The following is a 24,688-nucleotide window of genomic DNA, read 5'->3' on the forward strand; positions in this document are numbered from 1 at the left end:
TGTGTCACACCTGGGTTGTAGGTTGGAGTGCGAGCGCGTGACATTGATTGTTCCGTACTTCGCGGGACCACAATTCGCCTTGAAACTCGCCTTGAGCTAGACAGATTTTATTAGGAAGAGATACGCACTATGAACGATAGCCTTTCCACTCGCTTGCCGGATGGTGGGCCATTGACTCCACAGCAGCTATTGGAAGGACTTAATCCGCAGCAGCGGCAGGCGGTCGAGCACGAGGGTTCTCCGTTGCTTGTTGTCGCGGGGGCTGGTTCGGGGAAGACCGCGGTTCTGACCCGCCGGATTGCTTACCTCATTGGTGTTCGTGGGGTAGCGCCGTGGAATATCGTCGCTATCACCTTTACTAATAAAGCGGCGACGGAAATGAAGGAACGCGTTGCTGACCTTATTGGGCCGATTGCGGAACGTATGTGGGTCTCTACGTTCCACTCCATGTGCGTCCGTATTCTTCGTGCGCAAGCCAATCTTATTCCGGGTTTGAACACTAACTTCACTATTTATGACAGTGATGATTCGCGGCGTCTGCTCACGATGATCGCGCGCGATATGAATTTGGACCTGAAGCGTTTTGCGTCGCGGACGGTAGCGTCGGCGATTTCAAATCTTAAGAATGAATTACGCACTCCCGACGAAGCGCTTGCCGACGCCGAAGAAGATAAGAATCCTTTTAATGAAACCGTGGCGCAGATCTTCGCTGAGTATCAGAAGCGTCTGCGTGCATCGAATGCTGTTGATTTTGATGATCTAATCGGCGAAGTTGTTCGTATTTTCCGTGAGTATCCGGAAGTGGCCCTTTATTACCGACGACGGTTCCGTCATGTGTTGGTGGACGAGTACCAGGATACGAACCATGCTCAGTATGTGTTGGTCTCGACGTTAGTGGGGGACGAGGGCTCTGAGGGGGACTCTATTCCGCCGAGCGAGTTATGTGTCGTAGGTGATGCTGACCAGTCAATTTATGCTTTCCGTGGGGCTACGATTCGCAACATTGAAGAGTTCGAGCGCGATTATCCCCACGCAGAAACAATTTTGTTAGAGCAGAATTACCGTTCCACCCAAACGATTCTTTCTGCTGCTAACGCTGTGATTTCCCAAAACTCTGGACGTCGTGAGAAGAATCTGTGGACGGCGTTGGGGGAGGGTGAACGAATTGTTGGATATGTGGCCGACAATGAGCATGATGAAGCCCGATTTGTGGCGCGTGAAATTGATCAATTAGTTGACAACTCCACCATTAATTATGGCGATATCGCGGTTTTCTACCGAACCAATAATGCGTCCCGGGCGTTGGAAGATATCTTTATTCGCAATGGTCTTCCGTACAAGGTGGTCGGTGGAACGCGATTTTATGAGCGCAAAGAAATCCGAGACATCATTGCTTATCTGAAAGTTCTGGATAATCCGGATGATTCGGTCAGCTTGCGACGGATAATAAACACTCCGCGGCGAGGAATCGGTAACCGTGCTCTGTCTTTGCTCTCTCTGTACGCGGCAGATCACGGCGTCAGTATGGGTGCCGCATTGCGGGCCGCTGCCGATGGGGACATTCCAGCGTTAGGCTCGCGCGGTAATAAAGCGGTGGGGCGTTTTGTCGAGATGATGGACGGATTGCGCGAAGATACCGCCGATAACCAGCTGGTATCCCATGACGGGGATGACTTGGGCATTCCCGATTTGGGCGCGATTGTTAACGACGTGATTGAACGAAGCGGTTATCTGGAAAGCCTGGAGGGATCGAACGATCCGCAGGATGGGGCCCGCCTGGATAACCTCCGTGAGCTTGTCTCTGTGGCGCGTGAGTTCGCCTCTGAAGCTGCACATCAGTTGGCTTATGAACGTATGCCTAGCGCTACCGCATCGGAGAGTGCCCCGGGTGCTGGCGCGGAGGATGGTTCCAGCGTCGGCAGTGATGGCGTCGATAGCAGCGGCACCGATAGCGGCGGAGGAATAGATACTGCAGGTGACGAAGCATTTCTTGAAGAAGGTGAACCTCAGCCGGGGAGTTTGCAGGCGTTCTTGGAGCGTGTTTCCTTAGTGTCCGATGCGGATCAGATTCCTGATGAAGAAAACGGCGTGATCACTCTCATGACGCTCCACACGGCAAAGGGGCTTGAATTCCCGGTCGTGTTCCTCACTGGTTGGGAGGACGGGCAGTTCCCGCACATGAGGGCGCTGGGTGATCCGTCGGAGCTGTCAGAGGAACGGCGATTGGCCTATGTGGGTATTACGCGTGCGCAGCGTCGGTTGTATATTTCTCGGGCTGTGACCAGGGGATCCTGGGGGCAACCGGTGAATAATCCTGCATCTAGGTTTATTGCGGAGATTCCGGAGGATCTCATTCATTGGGAACGCGAAGAACCTCAGCAAAGCTGGGATAGCGGCGACTGGTCACTGGGATGGCCAGACAAGTCGACTTCCGGGTATCGACGGGGGAACGCTCGGTATCGTGGCTCTCAATATGGTGGCGCTGGGTCGTCGGCTCATGGTTCCGGTGGCCGACGAGGTGCTGGTCGTGGAGTCGGTTCGTCCTCGGATCGCCGTTCGGGTACGCCTGCGTCGGCGCTTCATCTCGAGGTCGGCGACCAAGTCAATCACGATAAATATGGGTTGGGAACTGTGGAATCAGTCTCAGGCCTTGGCAAGCACACCAGCGTGGTGATCGATTTTGGGAAGGAAGGCACCGTCCGCCTCATGCTGATCGGCAACGTTCCCATGGAAAAGCTGTAAGAGCGGTTAGCGGGCACTCTTACAGGGAGGGATTTTGCTCCGGCCGGCCGGGGGAGGCCCGAATGCCTCGGTCCCGCGTAGAAAAAATCGCTGGCCCACAAGGGAACCAGCGATCTGATAAGAGAGTTTGCGTTAGCGCTGAATCGGGCCGAGGTTAATTCCGTGCGCGGCCAACCACGGCAGTGGATCGATAGCCTCGCCACCATTGGGGTGGACCTCGAAGTGGCAGTGCGACCCGGTGGAGAATCCACGCGAACCCATCCCGGCGATAACGTCGCCAGCCTTAACACGCTGTCCGACAGTGACGTTGATTGTTTCCATGTGGCCGTACACGAACACGGTGCCGTCGTCGGCACGAAGACGAACCCACTGGCCGAACCCAGAGGCAGGGCCCGCAGAAATAACAGTGGAATCCATAACGGCGTACTCGGGGGTGCCCAGCACGTTGGCGATGTCAATGCCCTTGTGGAAAGCGCCCCACCGCATCTCGAAACCGGTGGTCAGAATGCCTTGAGCAGGCTTAACAATCCCAAGAGCGTTCATGATGGCATTGCCAACCGGCCCCGCTGAAGCAGGCTGTGCAGCAGGCTCAGGTGTCCGCGCAGCAGCATCGGCAGCAAGGCGCTGCTTATTAAACTCAACAGTCTTTGCGATCTGGTCGTGCAGGTTCGCGACCGGCTTAGCTTGAGGAAGCTGAAGAATCTGAGGCGAGGACTCTGAAGCAGTTGCCTCGGAAGGTGTAGCGTCGGCGTCCTTGGCGACCAACCGGACACTATCGCTATGGCCGATGGTGGCGGCTCCTGCGCCGACAGCTCCCGCGGTGCCCAACGCACCGGCTGCAACGGCGACCGAGGCTACCCGGCTGGCCTTAGGAGTTGTCTGGCGGCGATGCGTCCCGACATAATGGCTGCCTCGATTCGTCCGCACGTGTACACCTCTCAAGCAAAAATTGTGGCCAGCCGCACCACGCACTCGGCTGGCTACTGTGTGTTTCACATCGACCGTACTGCTTAACTGTTTTAACAGGTAAGCGTAATCGTTTTGTAATCTCCGAACGAAATAGTAACGAACGGCTAGCGTCGCGGCAAGCTGTTTTCCATCTTTTTCTCACCAAGGTGTGAGCACGGGAACACGGATTCATACCGCGCGCGAATTATGTGATGCGTCACAGATTTGGTATGGGTGGGAACATTAATCACAGGCGACTACAGTTGTCTCAGCTGGCCTGGACTTTTTGGGTTTGTCGCCCCGAAAGCCGGAGTGCCTCATGTGCCCCACGCGCGGAAGGTGTCAGGATAGACAAGTGAGAAATACCACCCCATCGAATTCTCGACGTCCGGGGGATGGGCGGTCACGGAAGAATGGCCGCCGATCCCGCGGCACGGATGCGCAACGCTTGACGTGGGACTCCCCATCGTCGTCACGACAGCATCGCCCCGACCGCTCATCGCGTCAGTCGGAGACGGGTGCGGAGCGATCGTCACATCAATCCAGTCGCCCTTCGTTTGACGACGTTGCGCATCGTGATTCCTCCCGGCCGCGCTCAACCGCTGGCGATTCGCGCGCAAACCAGGCGCCTCGCGCGTCCGAACAATATGTTCGCGAGCAGCGTCCGCAAGCTCGGGCAACGCGTGGCTCACGTCGAACAGATGGGGGCCGGGCATCGCGGGTACGCTGCGCAGGGGACCTCGACAGCGCAGCCACCGTCGGAAAGAAAAATGCGGGTGCGCGAGGTACTCGGGGTGCTCGTGCCACGGGTACTGGCTCGGACGACGGCCGTCGGGGGGCAGGAAATAACCGCGGTGCGACGGATGCATCTCCCCGCGGGCGGCGATTCGGGCTCAACCGCTGGACTCAATGGTGGCAGAAGAGCGGCAGCGCGGCTCGCAGCGCCGCAGGTGGCTCTTTTACTACACGGTTGAGGAAATTCCTGCCGGGGATTGCGGCCACCCATGTCTCCGTGATCGGCGTCATCATCGCAGTTGCGCTCATTATTTTATTGGCGTTGGACCTTTCCTTCGTCGCAGCGCCGGCGACAATCGCCTCCCTGTGGTTGACGTTCAATCTTGCGCCACTCTCGATGTCCGGCGCCGATCTTGGCCTCCTGCCGTTGCTTCCCGCGCTGGGCTACGCATTGTGGATAGCCCTCCGAATCCGGTCGGTCGTGCGTGAGCGAATCAGCGTCAGCGACGTGCGTATGCTTGTCGGCTGTTCGTTGGCCGTTCCTATCTTGCTGACGTTAACCGCGTTGGCCATGCTGTGGGACGCGCAGCCGGTCCTTCCGGTGAACGTGCCGTCGGTCTGGATGTCGGTCTTGTCGACGTTCGCTCTCAACGCGCTGGCGATCATTTTTGGCATGGGCAAGCGTTTGTGGCGAGCCTTGCTGCGCTTTTATGGCATGCCTCAGTGGCCTGTCGACGCGGTTCGTCTGGGCATGGCTTTTCTCGCCGCAATGGGTGGCATCGGCGCCCTCGTCGTGATTGTTAGCCTTATTGCCCACTGGTCGGCCTTTACGGACGCGTATTCCATCGCCTCGGGCGTCGGCGGCAAAATTGGGCTGACCCTGCTGTGGATCGCTTACTTCCCGAACATGGCTCTAGCGTCGGCAAGTGTTCTTGCGGGTGCCGAGGCTAATTTCGGTGCTGCGCAGGTCAGCTTGTTTACAGCGACGCGCGCGGAGCTGCCTCCGGTGCCGGTGCTTGCCGCGATGCCTGGCGATGTTTTCCCCGCCGCATGGCTCGGGCTTTTCATTCCTGCTGCGGTCGCGATTCTTGTTTATCGACGATTCCTGAGCCAGCGACGCGTTGTCGTTTCCCCGTATGGGACTGTTGGGGTGGCTGCTGTGTCGGCCGGGATTGTTGGAATGGTCGCGGCGTGGCTGAACAGTGGCGTGGTTGGTGCGTACGGATGGTCGGGGCCAAACCCCTGGCTGACCGGCGCGGTCGCTGCTGGCTGGATGTTTGCCGTGGGGGTGATCACGATGGCGGTGATCGGCATACGTCGAGGCAGGAGTGCGTCGCCTCGTGAGGCGAGTGCTTCGGATCGTGGTGGCACGCGTGAAGCTGACACCACTAAGGGCGATCGCCATAGCGCTGAGCCGGATTCTGCTGCTGAATCTCGTGACGACGACAACCCCGCGGCGCAGCGCGTTGAATCCGCCGAGGATAAATCGGCTGGCGACGAGTCGGACGCGGACGGCGAGTCGAACGTCGGCAATAAGTCAGGTGCCGACGATGAGTCGGGCGACAGTGACTCTGTCGACGGTGAGCCCGAGGATGACAATGACGATGGTGATGATGACGGCAGCGAGGACTCCGACGAGGAAAATACCGCTGACGGAAAGGCCAAAGGCGAGTCCAGCCACAGCGGTGCCCGTGAGTCAGAAGCGGTTGACGCTAAAGAGACTGAGGTAGAATCCTCCGAAGCTGAACAGTCCGAGTCAGCTGACAACGTCACCACGGAAACAGATAATGATCCAGAGCCATCTGCCGGCACGTCTGCCGGCGACTCGTCTCAAGGCAGCACCGCGCACGATGCCTCATCTCAAGGTGGTACGACCGATGATCCGCGTTGATCCCATCTTTCCCGGTCGCCCTCTTCGGCTCGTCGTGTTGGCCTCAGGGGAGGGAACGTTGTTTCAGTCTCTTCTCGACGCGCGCCGGGAAACGCCCTCGTTGAGCGTGCAGGCCTTGGTCACGGACAAACCTTGCCCAGCAATCGATCGCGCTCGCCGTGCAGATATCCCGGTCGCCACCATTACACCCCCTCGCAAGAACGCCCCGGCAACACCTGAAGGCCACCCTGCCACCGACCACCCTGCCACCTGCCACCAGGACACCTACGCAGAACGTCGTCGGCAATGGAACAGTGAATTAGCGCAGGCAGTTCAGCACTACGACCCCGACATCGTCGTGAGCGCGGGCTTCATGCGCATCGTCGGCGATGAGTTTTTAGCCAGGTTCGGGGGCCGCATGATTAACACCCATCCCGCACTGCTCCCTGCCTTCCCCGGAGCGCATGCCGTAGCCGATGCCGTCGCCTATGGAGCGAAAATTACCGGCAGCACTATTCACCTGGTCGATTCCGGTGTGGACACAGGGCCTATCCTGGAGCAGGAGGCTGTTCCCATTCACGATGGTGACATGCCCGATACTGTCCACCGCCGCATCAAAATTGTTGAACGACGGTTGCTCGTCTCAACATTGGATGCGATCGCGCGGCGCGGTTACATTTCAGACGGACGAAAGGCATCTTTCCTTCCATGACCGACTCCCAATCCGCAACTCCTTCTCCCGCTACATCCTCCACATCCGATTCCCAGATTCCCGTAAAACGCGCACTGATCAGCGTATATAACAAAACTGGACTCGCAGATTTAGCCAGCGCTCTCCACGCTGATGGTGTTGAGATCGTGTCGACGGGGTCCACCGCTGCTCATATCGCCGATGCAGGAATCCCCGTGACGCTCGTCGAAAAGCTCACCGGTTTCCCCGAGTGCCTTGACGGTCGAGTCAAAACTCTGCATCCCAAAGTTCATGCGGGGATCCTGGCCGACACGCGAAATCCGGACCATGTTAAGCAGCTCGAAGACATGGGGATTGAGGGTTTTCAGCTTGTCGTGGTGAATTTGTATCCCTTCTCTGAAACGGTCGCGTCGGGTGCGGATCGTGACGAATGTGTGGAAAAGATCGATATCGGCGGGCCGTCGATGGTTCGTGCTGCTGCGAAGAATCACGAGTCTGTCGCGGTTGTTGTGAATCCCGACGATTATGCCGACACCGCCAAGGCAGTTCACGATGGCGGTTTTAGTTTTGCGCAGCGTGTGGACCTTGCGTCGCGCGCTTTCCAGCACACCGCGGCCTATGACGTTGCGGTGGCGACGTGGATGTCGAAGCAATCCGCGTTGACCCAGGCGTCGTCGAATGAAGATGCTGGTTCGGATAATGCTGGCTCGGACAAGACCACGTTCGGCGAGTTTGTGGGCAGCACCTACACGCTCTCGCACCCTCTTCGTTATGGCGAAAACCCGCATCAAGCTGCGGCATTGTATGTGGATCAGCATGGTCATCCGGGGTTGGCTCAGGCCGAGCAGCTCCACGGCAAAGAGATGTCCTACAACAACTACACCGATGGCGACGCTGCGTGGCGTGCTGTGTGGGATCATCCGGGCGAGACCTGTGTTGCCGTCATTAAGCATGCCAACCCGTGCGGCATCGCGATTTCCCGCGAGTCGGTTGCCGACGCTCACCGCAAAGCCCACGCCTGCGACCCCGTGTCTGCCTACGGCGGAATCATTGCGGCGAACAAGCCGGTGACGTTAGAGATGGCTCAAACGGTGAAGAAGATCTTTACCGAGGCCATCATTGCACCATCATTTGACGACGATGCCCTCGAGCTTTTGAAGACGAAGAAGAATCTTCGCATCTTGGTCGCGCCGAAGCCCGAGCGTCAAGGATTGCAGCTCAAAGAAGTAGCCGGTGGCGTGCTTGTTCAGGAACGCGATGTTCTGGATGCTCCCGGTGACGATCCGTCAACGTGGGAACTCGTTGCTGGTGACTCAGCCGATGACGAGACCTTCAACGACCTCGCCTTCGCGTGGCGTTCCGTGCGCGCCGTGAAGTCCAACGCCATTTTGCTAGCCAAGGATGGCGCGACGGTGGGCGTCGGTATGGGGCAGGTTAACCGTGTTGATTCTGCTCGGCTGTCAGTTCAGCGTGCCGGGGAGGATCGTGCTCGTGGTGCTGTTGCTGCGTCGGATGCCTTCTTCCCGTTTGCCGATGGTTTCGAGGTGCTTGCCGACGCTGGTGTGCGCGCGGTTGTTCAACCCGGTGGTTCTATCCGCGACGAGGAAGTTATTGAGGCTGCCCGCAAGGCGGGAGTCACGATGTACCTGACCAAGGAGCGTCACTTCTTCCACTAGTCAGTTGGTGTGGTTGGCTCTGGTCCACACCAACGAGGCGAGGGAAATCATGTTTTCTCGGTGTCTTTGCACGCGCGGGTCTCATTTATGGCTACTGTGAATGTGATCTGTATTGCATAGCCATCCTGGAGGAAAAATGTCTGATTCCCACGCCTCATGCCAACTCCGCCCAGACGATGTCGTCATTGTGGGGGCGAAGCGCACCCCGCAGGGGAAATTACTGGGAGCCTTGGCGTCGCAAACGTCGGTTGACCTCGGGGCTGCGGCGGTGTCGTCGGCACTGAAAGACTCCGGTGTTGCCAGCGGGGACGTGGATTATGTCGTGATGGGCCAGGTTCTGCTGGCAGGGGCGGGGCAGAATCCGGCTCGCCAGGTGGCGGTGAAGTCCGGTATTCCGCTGGACGTTCCGGCCGAGATCGTCAACAAGGTGTGCTTGTCCGGCCTGGACGCGATTATTCACGCAACGCGCATGATCCGTGTGGGGGACGCATCGATCGTCGTCGCCGGAGGTATGGAGTCCATGACGAACGCTCCGCATATTGCTGCGGGCGTGCGTCAGGGGAAGACTTATGGTGATTTACGGCTTGTCGACGCGATTAACCGCGACGGCCTTCACGATGCTGTGAGCGGGAAAACGATGGGGGAGGAGACTGACCGGGGGAATCAGGACCGTGGGATTACCCGCGAAGAGCAAGACCACATTGCGGCCCTGTCCCACCAGCGGGCTGAGAAAGCGCGAGATGAGGGTCTGTTTGATGATGAGATTGTTCCGATAGAGATCCCGCAGCGTAAGGGTGATCCCGTCGTGGTTCGTGCCGATGAGGGCATTAGGCCTGGTACGACGGAAGAGGGATTATCGCGGCTTCGTCCTGCTTTCCTGGAAGGCGGGACGATTACAGCGGCGAGTTCATCGCAAATTTCCGACGGTGCTGCAGCCGTCGTGCTCACCACTCGTGAGGAAGCTGAGAAGAGGGAACTCCGGGTTCTGGCTGTTATTGGGCAGTATGGCCAAACGGCGGGGCCGGATACGACGCAGTTACACTCTCAACCATCGCGCGCGTTGAAATCTGCGCTTGACCGGTCGGGATGGTCAATTGACGATCTCGACGTCATTGAGATCAATGAAGCTTTTGCCGCTGTTGTTGCCCAGTCCATTAAGGACCTAGGGGTGGACATGGACCGCGTCAATGTCAATGGGGGAGGTATCGCTTTGGGGCATCCAGTTGGTGCGTCGGGAGCGCGCCTGGTTGTTCACATGGCCCATGAGCTCGATCGACGAGGTGGCGGGCGCGCCGGTGTGAGCTTGTGTGGCGGCGGTGGTCAGGGTGATGCCTTGACGCTGTGGGTGTAAAGCGCACGGGCATTTAAAGGCGCTTGTTCTGGTAAAAATAAGCGCCTGCCCACCGGTCAAGGAATGATCGGCTGTTTTTATCCCGGTAAATAGAAATTGCTAGTGCAGTAATCCATATCCACAGAAGTGGTTCTAGCTCTACACTCCAGCTACCAATATGGAGATGGGGATAATTATCCGCGCCGACGATAGCCGGCCCGAATGCTAGCCAGTAGAAGTTTCGTTTTAATGCCGCGGCGTAGCTTAGTCGGTCGCCCGTTTCGGTGGTGACTTTGATACCGGCGACAGCCTTTCCGAAGGTTCCTTTGGCTTGAGCGTCCATGAGGAATCTGTATAGGAAGAACAGGATGCTCGCTATTGATGCTCCTATCCAGAATTGAGCAGTGTTATTTGCCACTACGTGGTTGATTCCCCACTGCACAAGGATCATCGCGCCTGAAAAGAAGAAGGCGTCGAAGAAATAGCCGAAGCCACGGTTAATTACACCTGCTAGGGCTGGACGGAGCCCAGCGGTCTCAGGTGGTTTGGAATCTGTCGACTCGTGGGAAGGCATCGTCGTACTCATCTCGTCGTGTATGGTGATTCTGAATCGGGAACATGGGCAATGTGGCCCGCGGAGGGGACTCTCAATCACAGGTACGGGCTATAAATCTCGGTGATAAGTCTAGCTAAATAGTAGGTACGGGACCAGGGTTGTCACTAGCATAATGAGCTATGACGCAGACTAATCAGAGCGCTCCCGCAGGAGGAACCACCAGCGTAGGCCATCCTTCACCCCATCGACGGTGGACTCCGGCAGGGCCAGCCATTCTTTTCGCCCCCGCCGACCGTCCTGAGCGGTTCGCCAAGGCAGCGGCGCGCTCTGACGTCGTCATCCTCGATCTCGAGGATGGTGCTGGTCGTGATTCGTTCGACGAGGCCCGCACCAACATCGTGAACAGCGATCTCGATCCAGCGACGACGATCGTCCGCGTCCACTCTGCCGATTCGGAACTTTTCGACGGTGACATCGACATGGTGACGAAGACGCCGTACACCACCGTGATGGTTCCTAAGGTTGACCAGCCGTTGCCGGATACGCTGGCAGATTACGACGTGATCGCGATGCTGGAGTCCCCGTCGGGAATTATGAATGCGCGTGACATTGCGCATCAAGAGTTCGTCGTCGGTTTGCTGTGGGGGGCGGAGGATTTCACGGCGTCGCTCGGCGGCGTCTATAGCCGGCTGCAGCGGGACGAACGAGGGTGGGACTCTGACCGCGGTTCAGCCGAGGGGCCGTACCGCACGACGGTGAATTACCTGCGCACCCAGACGTTGCTGCACGCCGCGGAGGCAGGAATTGTTGCTCTTGATGCGGTGTTTGCCGACATTCACGACGCCGACGGGTTACGCGATGAAGCGCTCGACGCTGCTCGGATCGGGTTCGCCGCGACGGCGTGTATCCACCCGGCCCAGGTTCCGGTTATCCGTGACGCGTATCGGCCGAGTGAGGAGCAGATAAAAATGGCTCGACGGATTGTCCGCGAGTCTGCGGATCACCCGGGCGCGTTAAACATCGACGGGAAAATGGTCGACGCGCCGCTGTTCCGGCAGGCAGAAGTGCTGGCGGCCCGGGCAGATGCGCTAGGTATGTGAGGTTTTGTTCCGCGCTGGGCTGTGACCGACCAGTGGCCGGCCTATTACGTAAAAACCAGCGCGAGCAGCATAATCATGACGAAGGACGCTGCTGTGGTGATCACCCCTGCGTCCCGCGCAAGGATTAAACCTCGCCCATATCGAGTGGCGTAGGTGTACACATTCTGTGCCGTCGGCAATGTTGCGACGACGCAGGCGGCGAACAACGCGTGTCCCGTCATCCCGAAAACAAAGTGCGCGATAAGGAAAGTCGCCAAAGGCTGGCCAATGATTTTTGTGACCGACGCGACCCCCACCTCGAGCCTGGGAGACGTCGAGGGATCAAGTACTTTCTGCCCTGCCAGCGACATACCGAACGCGATGAGCGCCACCGGAACCGCCGACTGCCCGATGAGATGAATCGGCTCGACAATGGGGTGGGGGACTGAGACCCCAGCATGGGCGTGAAGGATCGATATCACGAGCCCCGTCAGCGCACCGAGCAACATCGGGTTCTTAAACGGAGTGATGAACAAACTCCGCGTGTTAACACGCCCGGCTCGGCCATCCGCGTGAGCTTCCTTGGCGGTGACAACGTCGAGAATCGCGAGGACGACGGGTCCATAGAACGCTATTTGGAACAGGAGCGTCGGTACGACGACTGTGCTATCGCCGACGACGTGGGCGGCGACGGGTATCCCCAAGTTAGAGGCGTTGCAGTAGGAGCTAGCTAAGCCGCCGACGGCGGATTCGTGAATGGGGCGGTGGAGGGCGATTCGCGCCCATAGGAAGTAGATCAGCCCGATCACTAGTGCGGAGCCGCTGGCGACCGCTAGTTGCGGGCCGAGGACGTCGAGTGGGTCGGTAACGTAGAGCTTGTCCAGGAGCAGTGCCGGGGTCGCCAGGAAGTACACGTACATCTGGAGAGTGAATTGCGCGTGCTTGCCCAGGAGATTGGCTTTGCCGACGAAGAATCCTATCGCGATGACGATGGCGATGGTTGCGAAGCCGGATAGTACTTGGGGCACGTTCGGAGCCTCACTCACTGGTGGATAAGCGAAAACCGCTCCTCGGTAGTTTACCGGGAGCGGTGAATGTCGAAACCTGCTGTTATCGCTTCCAAATGTTCACGCCGTTGGCCTTCGACGGACCGATGGCCCCTCGAAGCACCACTAGGTTCTTACCTGCAGCGCTGATCCCGGGAAAATTACCCAAGACCAGGTGCTCAGGGGCGACTTAGCGGCTGGTGAACGGGAGGAGAGCCATTTCACGTGCGTTCTTGACGGCAGTTGCCACCTGACGCTGCTGCTGCGGGGTCAGGCCGGTAACGCGACGCGACCGGATCTTGCCACGCTCAGAAATGAACGTACGCAGGGTTTCGATGTCCTTGTAGTCGACGGCCTCGATGCCGCGAGCTTTCAAGGGGTTCTTCTTGGGACGGCGGGTTGGTTCAACCCGGACCTTTTTAGAGTTGTTGCGCTTCATACTGCTACTCCTCACCAGCTGGACTTGCGGACGCCTGGGAGCTCACCGCGGTGTGCCATTTCACGAACGCGAACACGGGACAGGCCGAACTTGCGCAGGTAGCCACGGGGGCGACCATCAGCAGAGTCACGGTTACGAACCCTCACCGGGGAAGCGTCGCGGGGCTGGCGGTTCAGCTCGTACTGAGCCTCCATGCGGTCTTCGTCAGGGGTGGCCGGGTTCTTGATGATGGCCTTGAGTTCCTGACGACGCTGAGCGTAGCGTGCAACGATTTCTTTGCGCTGCTCATTCTTTGCAATCTTAGATTTCTTAGCCATTCTTAGCGCTCCTCGCGGAATTCAACATGCTTGCGCGCGATCGGATCGAACTTCTTCAAAGTGATGCGATCCGGGTTATTGCGCTTGTTCTTGCGGGTGACGTACGTGTAGCCGGTGCCCGCAGTGGACTTCAGCTTGATGATTGGGCGAATGTCATTTCGTGCCATTAAATCTTCTCCCCACGTGCGCGGAGCTTCGCCACGACGGATTCAATTCCGTAGCGGTCGATGGTTTTCAGGCCCTTGGTGGACACGTTCAACGTGATCGTGCGTCCTTCAGAGGGCAAGTAGAACGAACGACGCTGGATATTCGGGTTCCAACGACGGTTCGTGCGGCGGTGCGAGTGCGAGACGGACTTACCGAAGCTCGGTTTCCGTCCCGTGACTTGGCAATATGCCGACATGGGCTTCTCCTTCCGCCCACCATGGGATCTGCAAAGCACCAACCGTTTTCCTTCGACGGGGGAAATACATTTTCTTCGACACTAAAAATGCAGGTTAAAGCGCTAAGATGCCTAGCTAGTGGGCGATGACGTTTGCTTTTCGACAACAGCGTCTTGACACCTTACCGTCCTCGGCAAGGATTCCCAAATCTTTGGGCCTTTACGCGCTGGTTAGCGCCAATTTTATAGTTAAGGCTTAAATCTGTATGATGGGCCGATGCATGTGCGCCGGAGGCGTGTCGCACTGTTACCCTCTTCCCCTCCACGGGTCGTTTACGCCTGTCAACGCTCGTCGTTGATGGCAGAACAACTCCGTGGGCCGGCTGATATCCAGGCGCGGTTATCCATCAATTTTATGGTTAGGTACGAGGACTCAGTGCGCGACCGGTGCAAGGTGCTGAGCCAGCTTCATTCGCGACGCTTGTTGCGATAGGCCGCCAGCCACCGTCGAGGTGGTCCGACGATGCCGTTATGAAGCAAGTCAGCACAAGCAGCACGCCAGACTAGCATTGTCCATGTTCTGTTAAAGGATAACGATGAAGAAGAATATTCATCCGGATTACCACCCGGTTGTCTTCAAGGATGCCAGCACCGGCCACCAGTTCTTGACTCGGTCCACTGCGACGTCAGATCGGACTGTGGAATGGGAAGATGGCAACGAATACCCGCTGATCGTCGTCGACGTCACCAGCGAGTCTCACCCCTTCTGGACGGGTGCACAGCGTGTGATGGACACCGCTGGTCGTGTCGAAAAGTTCCAGCGTCGTTACGGCAACCGCCTGCGTCGCGCGAAGAAGTAAGACGTCAACCCGTCACCATTCATTTTCACTATTCTCACAGTGATCATGCCTGGCTCGCGATGTGTTTGAGCAAGGCTTAGGAGGAAACCATGGCAGTACCGAAGCGACGTATGTCTCGCGCCAACACTCACACCCGTCGGTCCCAGTGGAAGGCCAACAACGCGCCTCTGCAGGAGGTTCGGGTTAACGGCAACACCACGCGGTTGCCGCGCCGGTTGGTCAAGGCCGCTCAGCTCGGCTTGGTTGAGACTGACTAGTAGTAACAACCTCATGTCCCGTGATTGGAGCTTCGGTTCCATCACGGGATTTTTATTAGGGGCGCTGAGGGTTCACAGCCAAATTTCAGGTGACTCAAAGCGCGCGACGTGCATAGTGAGCAAGAGTGATAAACCATGAGCGACGAAAATCAGCGATCCGCATGGGAGATCGATCCATCCTCCGACGATTCATCTAGCAACAACTCCGTTCAGCATGATCGTGAACACGAGATTCACGCTCCACGAAGCGATCGAGAATCTTCTTTTGAGAGCACCCAACCCGGGTTCTCGTCAACCCCCTCAGCTCATGCCACAGGCTCTGACCAGTTCGGGATGCCTGGTCAGCCTTCAGGCTCGAACCAATTCGTAGATCCCAACCAATCAGCAGGCTTTGGGCAGCCCACCGGAGTGATGCAAGCCCCACGTCAGTCGCCACGGAAGACTAAGCGCTTTAGTACGCCTGCGGTGGCCGCTTTAATTCTCGCTGCCGCGGTCGCGTCGGGAGCGGTGACAGGCGCGGTCGTGAGCAATCGGGATTCGGGCTCATCGTCTGACAATTCGTCGGCAGTATCCGCGTTGAAAGCGTCGCCGGCTAAGACGAAGAACGTCGACACTAATGGTTCTGTGCAATCAGTTGCTCAGAAAGTCTTGCCATCAGTGGTTTCTATTACTGTCGAAGCCGGCAATTCGGGGGATACGGGCTCGGGCTCGATCATTAGCGAAGATGGAACGATCATAACGAATAACCACGTGATTGCTGGTGCAGCTAATGGCGGAAAGATTTCCGTAACATTAAATGACGGAACGACCTACCCCGCAGACATTGTTGCGCGTGACCCCGAAACCGATATCGCGGTCATTAAAGCTCAGGGGGCGTCAGGCTTGACCCCGATTTCTCTGGGGGATTCGTCCAAACTTGAGGTCGGGCAGGAAGTTGTTGCTGTTGGTTCTCCCTTGGGCCTGGATGCCACCGTGACCAGCGGCATTATTTCCGCTCAAAACCGCCCCGTGCAGGCGTCCTCAGAGTCATCTGACCAGTCCACTCTTATCGACGCCATTCAGACAGACGCTGCTATTAACCCCGGTAACTCCGGTGGTGCACTGGTCGATATGGATGGAAACCTTATTGGCATCCCGTCGGTGATCGCGTCGCTCGGCTCCAGCTCTATGTCTCAGGGGTCCGGTTCAATTGGTTTGGGCTTCGCTATCCCCATTAACCAGGCGCGCGACATTGCTGAGCAACTTATTAAGAACGGTAAAGTTCAGCACCCTGTAATTGGCGTTCAAGTTGCTAAGGAATCCACAGCGCATGGGGCTGTCATCGTTGATGTTCCCAGCGATAGCGACGCCGCCAAAGCGGGTCTGAAACGGGGTGACGTCGTTACTAAAGTTGACGGTCGAACCATTGATTCAGGGTTATCTCTGATCGCGGCGATTCGCTCGCATAAGGTGGGCGATACGGTCAAGATGGAAGTGACTAATCAGGACGGGAAAGACGCCCGAGAAATCACCATGACCCTGAGTTCACAAGAGACATCAGGGGAATAAACGCACTGCTCAGCCACTATCGCGTCGGGACTTGATGATGGCTGGGCACTCCCCATATGGGGCTTCTATTGACTAGGTGCCGGGTAGCTGGTGAAGTGTAAGGAAAACAGTTTTATTGCCCCGCGCTTCACCGTCGGAACTTAAAGTTAATAGCAAGGTGATCAGTTCAATCCTCTAACCCGGTAACCGGCGACGCTTTCCCCGTAGAAGTCTTTATCCCGTAGAAAAGGAGACAATCCAATGAGTGACAATGAGCCCTTTGATTCCATCGATCCAGCGGAGTTGGCTCGGAGCTCATCGGATGCCCGGGAAATGCCGGAATCACTGCGTGGTATTGACCACGCGAAAGTTGATCGGCTTGGCGAGGTTATCGTCGAACCCGATGACGCAATGCTGATGGATCTTGAGCGTGCCGAGGAAGCTGCCCATGCATCATTTGCAGAAAGAAACCATGACCAGGGTGAACAGGTTCCCCGAGCTTTAGTCATTATTGTCGACGACAACGCGGGGGAGAAGTCCGATCGCATCGGCTCCCTGGTTGCCGAGTTGCTAGCGGAGGACCACTTCGGAGTGGACGCGGTCGTGCGTGTTGCTAGCCGGAAGTCGAAGGTCCGCGGTGCGTTGGAAACCGCCGTCGTTGGTGGTGTTGATCTTGCCGTGACTATCGGTGGCGTGGGCGTCGGGCCGAGGGACAAAACCCCGGAAGCCACCAAGGCGGTGTTGGATCGGCGCATTCCAGGTATTGCTCAGGCGTTGCGTTCATCGGGGTTGGCCTGTGGGGCCACCGACGCTGGATTGTCTCGCGGGATCGCTGGCATTTCGGGCTCGACCGTTGTGGTGAATTTGGCCTCATCACGTGCTGCGATCCGGGATGGTATGGCCACGCTGACGCCCCTTGTGCGGTACGTCATTAACGATATGGACCGCTGGAACCAGTAGGGGCTCCCCATGAATCATTCTCGACGTCAACGTCGGCATGCACGACGTGTGTCGGATACTGATTATGACCGCTCGGGCGAATCTGCATTGGCCAATGTTGTCGACGCCGTTCGCGCGATGGAGGATCAGCCGCGCCGGGGGCTTAACGACGATCGCATGGCGGACCTGACCCCGGACGATGAGAATGACGGTGCCACACCCGGCGACGGGGACATCGGTGCTGGTGATGGGCGCTCCGGGCGTGATAGTGAGTTCTATGGCGGCTCGGATACCGCGTATGGATCCGAGGGCCGTGATGTAGGAGCGATGTCACGTCGGGAGTGGCAGGAAAATCGGCCGCCACATTGGGGCTAAGTGACGCCCCGGGCAGGGGCTACCCACGCAGTAATTGCCCCGAACCTGAATTACTCTTTGGCGTGCTTCCCGGATGTGGTCGAGCTCGTCGTCGACGAGGGTGTGCCGACCTGAGACGTGCTTGTTTGAATTCCTTGCGAGGATGCCTGGCTGTGTGCTGAATCGGCGGTAGTCTCCGCAAGTTCGGTGCTTGCGAGCGTCTGGCTTGGGGTGCTCACTTGGTTCTGCGCTGCGAGGAGATCGCGGATTTCCAGGAGAAGATCTTTCTCGGTAACGGGCACCTCTTCCTCTTTGACACCCATATGTTTTTTCCTGATCTCTTCGAGCTTATTCATGGGCGCCACAAGAATGAAGTACACGACGGCCGCAATAATAAGGAAATTAATGACGGCTGTGAGGACTGATCCAAAGTCAAGAAAAGTTTTTTCATTTCCACGGATGAGTCGGAATCCCCAGCCATCTGTATTTGCGCCACCAAAGCACGCAATTAGCGGGTTAATGATGTATTTGGTAAAAGCCGTCACAATTGCGGTGAAGGCAGAACCAATGACAACCGCCATGGCAAGCTCAATAACATTGCCTCGCATAATAAAATCGCGAAAACCTTTAAGCATTATTCCTCCTCAGAAATGGGTTACTCATACGGCAAAGTTTCATATTATTACTTGAATAATTATGGCCGCTGTGAGAACAATAAAAAGCGTTCTACAAATGTGCTGTAAGCGTTGCGTGCGACGCCAGTTGGGGCAAGAGAGATCAGCGATGAAGTACACCAACCGTAGTCGAATACCCTTTAACGGCCGCGGGTGGGGCTCGGGGTGACGGCGAGTGTGCCACGACCTTAGCGAATAACGGGTGGAGTCTGCATCATGACCGGAGAACAAGGATCGCATTCTCATACCGACGCGAGACTATCGGCAGGGTTCCCACTGATGTTTGTGCTGTTTGTGCGCCCGGTGTTTAGCTGCCAGGGAAGCGGTGTCGTCCCAGAGGCGTGACCACTGTCGTGAGCTGAACGTCCCAGTCATCGTGGGTGACAGCCGGCAGGATTTCGTGGGGATGAACTAGACCGATGGTGCGGAACGTCGACGATTGTCCGGACGATTGCCGAGACGATCGTCGGGCAGCGAGTGCACAGTCGTAGTATCCGCCGCCCTGTCCAAGCCGGTACCCAGCGACGTCATATGCGAGTGCCGGAACGATAGCGAGGTCGACGGTGTCGAAGGGGATCGGGGTCGATCGTTCATCTGGCTCGCGAATACCGAACGAGGTGGTGACGAGGCTATCCGGTGACCATGGGTGCCACGAGAGTTGCCGCTTGTCTTCGACACGCGGAATGACGATTCGACAGGGAATTCGCTCGTCCAGCGCAGCAAGTAGCGACGGAATAAAACCGCCGGGCGTGTGTGCACCTGGTTCGTTGCCGACAGGCAGATATGTCGCAATAACCAGCGGCTCGTCGTCTGTTCGCTGCAATGTCGCGGCGATGTCATCAATAGCCGTTATGAGCTGAGCCACGAGCTGTTCGTCCCAGGCCCTGAGCGTCGCCTCGGGCAACTCTCGACGCATACGTCGGATCCGACGTCGGTAGGCCTTTTTGTGCTCAGCGATCGAATTACCCGCCGAGTGACTCCCGAAGGCACCGTCGTACCCCCCGGATGGGCCGTCGCTCTGTTGCATGAATTCAGCGTAACAAAGCGGTGACGTCGCTTAATCACGCGCAGCAGTTCACCTTCATGACGTCATAAAGCACGATGCCGCAGCGGATCCAACACCACGTCGCCAAGCACCCCATCAACCACGATGTCGCAAGGGATTTTCATAAGGAGATGGGCGTCAAGACCGACCATTTTACGGTTTTAACAGTAATCCGTAGGAAAATTCCTAGCTCGGAAAGCGGATTCTGCGTCGGTTGTCGGTTAGCATGGCTCCTATGAACAAAGATGATAATGGCGGAAATGGTCAGGCTGCGTTGCGTACAGTCATCGTGCCAGCCGCTGGTTTGGGTACCCGTTTCCTTCCGGCGACGAAGACCGTACCCAAAGAGCTTCTCCCGGTTGTTGACCGGCCCGGTATCGAGCTCATTGCGGAGGAAGCCCGCGAGGCTGGCGCTTCACGCTTGGCTATCGTTACCTCCCCGCGCAAGTCAGGGCTGATGAAGCACTTCGACCATGATGATCTCCTGGAAGAGACACTCAAGAAGCGCGGCAAAGAGGATCGGCTGCAGAAAGTGCAGCACTCGACCGAACTTATCGACGCTGTTTCGGTCACTCAGGAGCGCCCCTTAGGGCTTGGTCATGCCGTCGCTCAGGCTGAAGAGGTTCTTGATCCCGACGAAGACGTCGTGGCCGTCATGCTTCCCGATGACCTTGTCATGCCCTATGGTGTCATGAACAAGATGCTTGAGGTCCGCGCAAAATACGGCGGATCTGTGCTCTGCGCGGTGGACGTCGATAAGGAAGCAACCTCTGACTACGGGGTTTTCGAGGTCAGCGGTCAACCCGATGATGATGTCTACGCCGTTTCGGGCATGGTTGAAAAGCCTGAACCGGAAGACGCACCCTCGACGCTGGCGGCAACCGGCCGTTACCTGTTGGATCGCGATATTTTCAAGGCGCTGGGTAAGATCGAGCCCGGTAAGGGCGGCGAACTGCAGCTCACAGATGCCATTGAGCTGCTCATCAAGTCGGATCACCCCGTGCATGTGGTGGTTCACCGTGGCCCTCGCCACGATTTGGGCAACCCGGGTGGGTTCATCAAGGCCTGTGTTGACTTCGGCCTGAGGGATCCCGAGTATGGCGACTCGCTGAGGGCGTATATGACGGAAAGGTTGGCCCAGGACAGCTAGCCTTAATGTGATATGCCCCGGTCTCACTCGGGGTAGAGTCAGTAGGCAGCATATGCTGCTGTGTTACCCGGGCGAAAGGACGTAACGTGCGCTCAGTGGAAGAGCAGCTTGCGATTATCGCGGACGCTGCCGTAACTCCGGAGCCCGTTCGTGTGGCTATTTCGGATTCGCTGGGGTTGCGTAGCGCTGAAGAAGTCCGTGGTGACCGGCAGGTTCCAGGTTTCAATCAAGCTGCCATCGATGGCTACGCCGTTCGCGCTGTCGACCTTGTACCGCGGGACGCAAAAGGTGCCCCGGCGGATGATCGTCCAGAGGATCAACGCCCACCTGAGCCGTTGCCCGATGAGGATTACGAGCCTGATCGCCGTAGTGATCGCGAGCATCGGAAACTTGCCGAGCTGCCCGTCGTCGGTGATGTGGGCGCGGGTTCGCACAGGCCGCTGCGGTTGCAGCCCAATCAGGCAGTCCGGGTAGAAACCGGTGCGCCCGTTCCGACGCTCTCCGACGCGATCATTCCGGAAGCGTGGGTGGAGCGTCATGGCCGACGTATCCGGCCTCTGTTTCCCGTGAAGTCGGGCGATTTTATTCACCGTGCTGGCACCGACGTCCTTGAAGGTGACGTTATAGTCAGCGAGGGGACAGTTATTGGCCCAGCGCATATTGGCCTTTTAGCTGCGGTGGGGCGGTCGAAGGTTCTCGTGTATCCACGTCCGCGGGTCGCTGTGATGTCGATCGGTCAAGAGCTGATTGATTCAGATCGGACGCCCGGTCGTGGTCAGGTTTTCGACGTGAATTCGTATTCGCTGGCGGCTGCTGCCGAAGAGGCGGGAGCAGATGCCCACAGGGTCGGTGTGATCGCGGGTGAACCGCGCCGCCTCCAGGAAATCATGGAGGGGCAGATTCTCCGCAGCGAAATTATCGTTATCGCAGGTGCCGTAGGGGGATCTGCGGCACGCCGGATGCGCGACATCGTCAGCAATTTAGGCGACATCGAGTACACCCGCGTCGCAATGCACCCAGGTTCGACCCAAGGCTTCGGCCTTCTAGGCCCCAATAAAGTGCCGACGTTCCTTTTGCCGTCGAACCCCGTCGGCTCATTGATTATCTTCGAGACGATGATCCGCCCGCTCATTCAATATGAAGCTGGACGACGCGGTGGCCGGCGTCGGATTATCCAGGCCAGGGCATTGCACGGTGTGAGTTCGATGCCGGGACGGCGTGGTTTCATCCGCGGCCAGTTGATGCGCGATCGTGGCACCGACGAGTACTTGGTGGATCCCCTCGGTGCCTCGGCTGGCGCCCCGCAGCACTTGTTGGGGAGCTTCGCTGAGGCGAACTGCCTGATCCACGTGCCTGAAGACGTGGTGGGGATCGCGCCGGGTGATGTTGTTGATGTCTTGTTCTTGTCGAATCGCGCATAAGTAGCAGGGGCTGTCATGGGGGTTTTGACTCGTCTGTTGGATCGCGTCGGTGTGGGGTCCGTGAAGGGCCGCGATCTGTATCGACGCTATGGCGTGAAGCCGAGCAGTGCGCATCCTGGCTGGCCGGAGGAAACGCAGGTACTTCACGTGCCGGGCGGTGCGGTGGGGCTTCGTCCCGTCGTGAAGGACGATGGGCCGGAATGGGCGCGTCTCCGCCGCAATGATGAATCCACGTTGCGGGCTGTGGAGCCGACGGCGAACGATTCGTGGGATGAGGTGCACACGGTGCCCTCCTGGTTGTCGGTGGTGGATTCGCTGTATGAGTCCGCGGCGCGGGGTGCGTCGGTTCCGTTCGCCGTGGAATGTGACGGGAAATTTGCAGGTCAGGTTACTATCGGCGGGATTCAGCATGGTTCGCTTTCGACATGCTGGATCGGTTATTGGATTGCGAGCCCATTCTGGGGGCGCGGTGTGGGAACCGCCGCCGTCGCTTTAGGCGTCGATGCCGCGATGATGTCCGTGGGGGTGCATCGGGTCGAGGCGACTGTATTGCCTGAGAATGCCGCGTCGATAAGCGTTTTGGAGAACGTCGGTTTTCATTATGAGGGGGAGTTGGTCCGCAGTATCAATATTGATGGGCAGTGGCGCGATCATTTCTTGTATGCGTTGACATCGGAGGAGTGCCCAGGTGGAGTGGTGTCACGGTTAGAAACTAGCGGGCGGGGGAGGCGTGACAGCTGATGATAGATCCCTGGTTGAGGCAGATCTCTGGTTGGATTGCGAATGTTCCGGCATTCGTTCGGTATTCGTATCTGTGGGCGTGGCACACGCATGTTACGGGTGTGACGGGCTACTCTTTAATGAGAAATATCGTTGTCCGTGTTCGATTCCCCGCGGCTGACGTCAGTTAAGGAGATTCCGACGTGTCGAGTTCCCTCTTGATCGTTCTTATTGTGGTGCTGTGGCTTGCTGTTCTGGCGCCACTACTTTTGCGAAACCAGGGGCCAGTGCGTCGTACGTCGAAGGCGTTGAAGGAAACGCGCGTTCTGTACCGTGGTGGGTCTGGGTCGGTGGCGTCCTCTGGTCGGTTGACGAAGCATGTGCGACGTCGGTCTGCCTCACCCGATGTGGAAACCGAGCCTACCGAGGACGAGTACCGCTTGTTGGACGAGGATGACGTGCACTTCCGCGCGTACGATGACCGCGACGCTGTGTATTCCGGTGACTCTGTGCATCATGGTGAGTCCGACGCTGACGATGCTTCGGTGCGGGATGCTCGTTCGGAGGCCCACTCTGGGGAGAATGCCGGGGAGTATGTCGAGGGGGATAACACTCGCGACGACGAAGACGTCGTGGTGGGGGAGTTGGAGCCTGAGGATTCTGACCAGTCGTTTGCTGCCTCGTCTGTTGTGGCTGATGACGTCGATGACGCTGTGACAGAACCGGTCGACGATGCCGAGTTTGAAGAGTTCGTCGATGACACCGACGACACCGAGGATGAAGCCTCCGGATCGGCCGGTGAGGCGAAGGACGATCAAACAGCATCGGGCGAGAAATCGAGTGTCCCAGTGGGCGTTGTCGATGGTGACGTCATTATGGATTCTTCCGGGGCGGTCCAGGGTGTTCCTGAGCTGGAGTCTGCGGAGGCGGCTTCGTCTCAGGATCGCGGTTCTCGACGGGGCAGTCGACCGGTTTCCGTGGACAAGGAATCGGCTGATGATGTGCTCACCGGTGAAGGCCGCACCTCAATCGTGTATGGCCGTGATTTCGGATCCGACGACGCCGTGGCGAAGGATAGGGAGAAGTTCCCGGATGCCTATGATCGCCCGGAGGATGTCGTGGATTATCGCGATGGTGACCCGGCATTTGAGCACGCGTACGACTTTGCCGATGAATCAGACGACGAGCGCGAGGAGCGTCGTGAAGCTCAACGGCGCTCAAGCACCATGCTTTTCGAGGACGGGCTGGATGCTTTATCGGACGAAGAGCTCGAGGAACTTGCGCGCTCTGAATACGACGACATCGCGGTGACGGATGAGGATCGGGCGTATGTGGACCGTCGGCGTGGTCGGGGCGTGTACGACCCTGAGCTCGCCGAGCGGAATGCCCGGCGGCGGTTTACCCAGCGTAAGCGTGTGCTCTTCGGCTTGGCTGCGGTGACGGTTGTTCTGTTGGTCCTCGGCTTTGCGTTCGGTGGTGCTATGTGGGCCGGAGCTGTTGTCGGCGCTGTCGCTACCGGTGTGTACCTAGCGTTCTTGCGGAAGCAGGCCATTGAGGAGCAGCGCCTGGCGGCTCGTCGTCTGCGCCGGATGCGGCGTGCCCGGATGGGTGTCCGGAACGCCGAAGATGATCATGATGATCGGGCTGTGTCGTCGCGGTTACGTCGACCAGCTGGCACTGTTATTGAAACGAATGACACCGATCCGGAGTTGGCTGAGCTGGAGTACGTGGACGCTGCTGATTACTTCGGTGTTGAGGAACCGGATGACATGCAGGACGACGGCGATTACATCGACCGCCAGTATGACCGCTACGAGACAGACGGTAATGGGCGAGCAAGCGTGACGCACATCCGTCGTGTGGGGTAGAGGGGTTAAGTAGCTTAACCAAATCTGCTTTACCTGCTCTCGGCGGGGAGAACCACAATGGC

At 57.8% G+C, this 24,688-nt stretch carries 24 protein-coding genes; 15 read left to right on the forward strand and 9 right to left on the reverse strand.

Features of this window, described 5'->3' with window-relative positions; all coding sequences use genetic code 11:
- Positions 1-129: 129 nt before the first annotated feature.
- Positions 130-2,742, forward strand: coding sequence for a UvrD-helicase domain-containing protein (locus CKROP_RS02315; protein ID WP_012731135.1), 2,613 nt, complete (start codon positions 130-132; stop codon positions 2,740-2,742).
- A gap of 132 nt (positions 2,743-2,874) precedes the next feature.
- Here CKROP_RS02315 and CKROP_RS02320 read toward each other — a convergent pair whose 3' ends face one another.
- Positions 2,875-3,669, reverse strand: a complete 795-nt coding sequence (locus tag CKROP_RS02320; protein WP_012731136.1) for a M23 family metallopeptidase — start codon at positions 3,667-3,669, stop codon at positions 2,875-2,877.
- A gap of 376 nt (positions 3,670-4,045) precedes the next feature.
- Here CKROP_RS02320 and CKROP_RS02330 point away from each other — a divergent pair, with 376 nt between their 5' ends.
- From CKROP_RS02330 to CKROP_RS02345, 4 genes are all read left to right on the forward strand, one after another.
- Positions 4,046-6,316 carry a cell division protein PerM gene (locus CKROP_RS02330; protein WP_148209623.1) on the forward strand — a complete coding sequence of 757 codons (2,271 nt, stop codon included), beginning with the start codon at positions 4,046-4,048 and terminating at the stop codon, positions 6,314-6,316.
- Positions 6,303-7,007 (forward strand): phosphoribosylglycinamide formyltransferase, encoded by a 705-nt coding sequence (purN, locus tag CKROP_RS02335; RefSeq protein WP_012731138.1) that lies wholly within the window; start codon positions 6,303-6,305, stop codon positions 7,005-7,007. Before CKROP_RS02330 ends, purN begins: the two co-directional genes overlap by 14 nt.
- Positions 7,004-8,662 carry a bifunctional phosphoribosylaminoimidazolecarboxamide formyltransferase/IMP cyclohydrolase gene (purH, locus tag CKROP_RS02340; RefSeq protein WP_012731139.1) on the forward strand — a complete coding sequence of 553 codons (1,659 nt, stop codon included), beginning with the start codon at positions 7,004-7,006 and terminating at the stop codon, positions 8,660-8,662. Before purN ends, purH begins: the two co-directional genes overlap by 4 nt.
- Before the next feature lie 136 nt (positions 8,663-8,798).
- A complete protein-coding gene (locus tag CKROP_RS02345; RefSeq protein ID WP_012731140.1) occupies positions 8,799-10,013 on the forward strand; it encodes an acetyl-CoA C-acetyltransferase in 1,215 nt (404 codons plus the stop codon).
- Between the two features lie 13 nt (positions 10,014-10,026).
- On the opposite strand, the gene CKROP_RS02350 is transcribed toward CKROP_RS02345, so the two are convergent.
- Complete coding sequence (locus tag CKROP_RS02350) at positions 10,027-10,566, reverse strand: RDD family protein (RefSeq protein WP_041628755.1); 540 nt, start codon at positions 10,564-10,566, stop codon at positions 10,027-10,029.
- A 161-nt stretch (positions 10,567-10,727) separates the two neighbouring features.
- Here CKROP_RS02350 and CKROP_RS02355 point away from each other — a divergent pair, with 161 nt between their 5' ends.
- A complete protein-coding gene (locus tag CKROP_RS02355) occupies positions 10,728-11,648 on the forward strand; it encodes an HpcH/HpaI aldolase/citrate lyase family protein (protein ID WP_012731141.1) in 921 nt (306 codons plus the stop codon).
- Between the two features lie 44 nt (positions 11,649-11,692).
- Here CKROP_RS02355 and CKROP_RS02360 read toward each other — a convergent pair whose 3' ends face one another.
- The 5 genes from CKROP_RS02360 to rpmB form a co-directional block, all read right to left on the reverse strand.
- On the reverse strand, positions 11,693-12,655 hold the full coding sequence (locus CKROP_RS02360) for an AEC family transporter (RefSeq protein WP_012731142.1): 963 nt from the start codon (positions 12,653-12,655) through the stop codon (positions 11,693-11,695).
- A 208-nt stretch (positions 12,656-12,863) separates the two neighbouring features.
- Positions 12,864-13,112 (reverse strand): 30S ribosomal protein S18, encoded by a 249-nt coding sequence (gene rpsR, locus CKROP_RS02365; RefSeq protein ID WP_012731143.1) that lies wholly within the window; start codon positions 13,110-13,112, stop codon positions 12,864-12,866.
- A gap of 11 nt (positions 13,113-13,123) precedes the next feature.
- Positions 13,124-13,429, reverse strand: coding sequence for a 30S ribosomal protein S14 (gene rpsN, locus CKROP_RS02370; protein WP_012731144.1), 306 nt, complete (start codon positions 13,427-13,429; stop codon positions 13,124-13,126).
- 2 nt (positions 13,430-13,431) lie between these two features.
- Positions 13,432-13,596, reverse strand: a complete 165-nt coding sequence (gene rpmG, locus CKROP_RS02375; RefSeq protein ID WP_005279910.1) for a 50S ribosomal protein L33 — start codon at positions 13,594-13,596, stop codon at positions 13,432-13,434.
- Entirely contained in the window at positions 13,596-13,832 is a 237-nt protein-coding gene (gene rpmB / locus CKROP_RS02380; RefSeq protein ID WP_012731145.1) for a 50S ribosomal protein L28, read from the reverse strand. The genes rpmG and rpmB overlap by 1 nt, the downstream gene beginning before the upstream one ends.
- Before the next feature lie 575 nt (positions 13,833-14,407).
- Here rpmB and CKROP_RS02385 point away from each other — a divergent pair.
- The 5 genes from CKROP_RS02385 (at position 14,408) to CKROP_RS10550 (ending at position 17,769) form a co-directional block, all read left to right on the forward strand.
- Positions 14,408-14,671 (forward strand): type B 50S ribosomal protein L31, encoded by a 264-nt coding sequence (locus CKROP_RS02385; protein ID WP_012731146.1) that lies wholly within the window; start codon positions 14,408-14,410, stop codon positions 14,669-14,671.
- Between the two features lie 89 nt (positions 14,672-14,760).
- On the forward strand, positions 14,761-14,928 hold the full coding sequence (rpmF, locus tag CKROP_RS02390) for a 50S ribosomal protein L32 (RefSeq protein WP_012731147.1): 168 nt from the start codon (positions 14,761-14,763) through the stop codon (positions 14,926-14,928).
- 135 nt (positions 14,929-15,063) lie between these two features.
- The gene (locus CKROP_RS02395; RefSeq protein ID WP_012731148.1) at positions 15,064-16,476 is read left to right on the forward strand and encodes a S1C family serine protease; all 1,413 of its coding nucleotides are present in this window, start codon (positions 15,064-15,066) and stop codon (positions 16,474-16,476) included.
- A 312-nt stretch (positions 16,477-16,788) separates the two neighbouring features.
- Positions 16,789-17,415, forward strand: coding sequence for a MogA/MoaB family molybdenum cofactor biosynthesis protein (locus tag CKROP_RS02400; protein WP_041629136.1), 627 nt, complete (start codon positions 16,789-16,791; stop codon positions 17,413-17,415).
- A gap of 9 nt (positions 17,416-17,424) precedes the next feature.
- Entirely contained in the window at positions 17,425-17,769 is a 345-nt protein-coding gene (locus tag CKROP_RS10550) for a hypothetical protein (RefSeq protein ID WP_012731150.1), read from the forward strand.
- A gap of 50 nt (positions 17,770-17,819) precedes the next feature.
- On the opposite strand, the gene mscL is transcribed toward CKROP_RS10550, so the two are convergent.
- Both mscL and CKROP_RS10555 read right to left on the reverse strand, forming a co-directional pair.
- Positions 17,820-18,383 (reverse strand): large conductance mechanosensitive channel protein MscL, encoded by a 564-nt coding sequence (gene mscL, locus CKROP_RS02410; RefSeq protein WP_012731151.1) that lies wholly within the window; start codon positions 18,381-18,383, stop codon positions 17,820-17,822.
- 346 nt (positions 18,384-18,729) lie between these two features.
- Complete coding sequence (locus CKROP_RS10555) at positions 18,730-19,449, reverse strand: 5-formyltetrahydrofolate cyclo-ligase (RefSeq protein ID WP_052292335.1); 720 nt, start codon at positions 19,447-19,449, stop codon at positions 18,730-18,732.
- Between the two features lie 244 nt (positions 19,450-19,693).
- Here CKROP_RS10555 and CKROP_RS02420 point away from each other — a divergent pair, with 244 nt between their 5' ends.
- From CKROP_RS02420 to sepX, 4 genes are all read left to right on the forward strand, one after another.
- Complete coding sequence (locus CKROP_RS02420) at positions 19,694-20,617, forward strand: UTP--glucose-1-phosphate uridylyltransferase (RefSeq protein ID WP_012731153.1); 924 nt, start codon at positions 19,694-19,696, stop codon at positions 20,615-20,617.
- 86 nt (positions 20,618-20,703) lie between these two features.
- On the forward strand, positions 20,704-22,038 hold the full coding sequence (gene glp, locus CKROP_RS02425; RefSeq protein ID WP_012731154.1) for a molybdotransferase-like divisome protein Glp: 1,335 nt from the start codon (positions 20,704-20,706) through the stop codon (positions 22,036-22,038).
- A gap of 15 nt (positions 22,039-22,053) precedes the next feature.
- Positions 22,054-22,779 carry a GNAT family N-acetyltransferase gene (locus CKROP_RS02430; protein ID WP_012731155.1) on the forward strand — a complete coding sequence of 242 codons (726 nt, stop codon included), beginning with the start codon at positions 22,054-22,056 and terminating at the stop codon, positions 22,777-22,779.
- A gap of 182 nt (positions 22,780-22,961) precedes the next feature.
- Complete coding sequence (sepX, locus tag CKROP_RS10560) at positions 22,962-24,626, forward strand: divisome protein SepX/GlpR (protein WP_012731156.1); 1,665 nt, start codon at positions 22,962-22,964, stop codon at positions 24,624-24,626.
- Positions 24,627-24,688: the final 62 nt, after the last annotated feature.

The sequence above is a fragment of the Corynebacterium kroppenstedtii DSM 44385 genome (genome assembly GCF_000023145.1).
In the GTDB taxonomy this organism is placed as follows: domain Bacteria; phylum Actinomycetota; class Actinomycetes; order Mycobacteriales; family Mycobacteriaceae; genus Corynebacterium; species Corynebacterium kroppenstedtii.

What these genes read in the sequence shown, in the direction of transcription:
- CKROP_RS02315 (WP_012731135.1), top strand. Translation starts at nt 130, where the DNA reads ATGAACGATAGCCTTTCCACTCGCTTGCCGGATGGTGGGCCATTGACT.
- purN (WP_012731138.1), top strand. Translation starts at nt 6,303, where the DNA reads ATGATCCGCGTTGATCCCATCTTTCCCGGTCGCCCTCTTCGGCTCGTC.
- purH (WP_012731139.1), top strand. Translation starts at nt 7,004, where the DNA reads ATGACCGACTCCCAATCCGCAACTCCTTCTCCCGCTACATCCTCCACA.
- CKROP_RS02345 (WP_012731140.1), top strand. Translation starts at nt 8,799, where the DNA reads ATGTCTGATTCCCACGCCTCATGCCAACTCCGCCCAGACGATGTCGTC.
- CKROP_RS02350 (WP_041628755.1), bottom strand. Translation starts at nt 10,566, where the DNA reads ATGCCTTCCCACGAGTCGACAGATTCCAAACCACCTGAGACCGCTGGG.
- CKROP_RS02355 (WP_012731141.1), top strand. Translation starts at nt 10,728, where the DNA reads ATGACGCAGACTAATCAGAGCGCTCCCGCAGGAGGAACCACCAGCGTA.
- rpsR (WP_012731143.1), bottom strand. Translation starts at nt 13,112, where the DNA reads ATGAAGCGCAACAACTCTAAAAAGGTCCGGGTTGAACCAACCCGCCGT.
- rpsN (WP_012731144.1), bottom strand. Translation starts at nt 13,429, where the DNA reads ATGGCTAAGAAATCTAAGATTGCAAAGAATGAGCAGCGCAAAGAAATC.
- rpmG (WP_005279910.1), bottom strand. Translation starts at nt 13,596, where the DNA reads ATGGCACGAAATGACATTCGCCCAATCATCAAGCTGAAGTCCACTGCG.
- rpmB (WP_012731145.1), bottom strand. Translation starts at nt 13,832, where the DNA reads ATGTCGGCATATTGCCAAGTCACGGGACGGAAACCGAGCTTCGGTAAG.
- CKROP_RS02385 (WP_012731146.1), top strand. Translation starts at nt 14,408, where the DNA reads ATGAAGAAGAATATTCATCCGGATTACCACCCGGTTGTCTTCAAGGAT.
- rpmF (WP_012731147.1), top strand. Translation starts at nt 14,761, where the DNA reads ATGGCAGTACCGAAGCGACGTATGTCTCGCGCCAACACTCACACCCGT.
- CKROP_RS02395 (WP_012731148.1), top strand. Translation starts at nt 15,064, where the DNA reads ATGAGCGACGAAAATCAGCGATCCGCATGGGAGATCGATCCATCCTCC.
- CKROP_RS02400 (WP_041629136.1), top strand. Translation starts at nt 16,789, where the DNA reads ATGCCGGAATCACTGCGTGGTATTGACCACGCGAAAGTTGATCGGCTT.
- CKROP_RS10550 (WP_012731150.1), top strand. Translation starts at nt 17,425, where the DNA reads ATGAATCATTCTCGACGTCAACGTCGGCATGCACGACGTGTGTCGGAT.
- mscL (WP_012731151.1), bottom strand. Translation starts at nt 18,383, where the DNA reads ATGCTTAAAGGTTTTCGCGATTTTATTATGCGAGGCAATGTTATTGAG.
- CKROP_RS10555 (WP_052292335.1), bottom strand. Translation starts at nt 19,449, where the DNA reads ATGCAACAGAGCGACGGCCCATCCGGGGGGTACGACGGTGCCTTCGGG.
- CKROP_RS02420 (WP_012731153.1), top strand. Translation starts at nt 19,694, where the DNA reads ATGGCTCCTATGAACAAAGATGATAATGGCGGAAATGGTCAGGCTGCG.
- CKROP_RS02430 (WP_012731155.1), top strand. Translation starts at nt 22,054, where the DNA reads ATGGGGGTTTTGACTCGTCTGTTGGATCGCGTCGGTGTGGGGTCCGTG.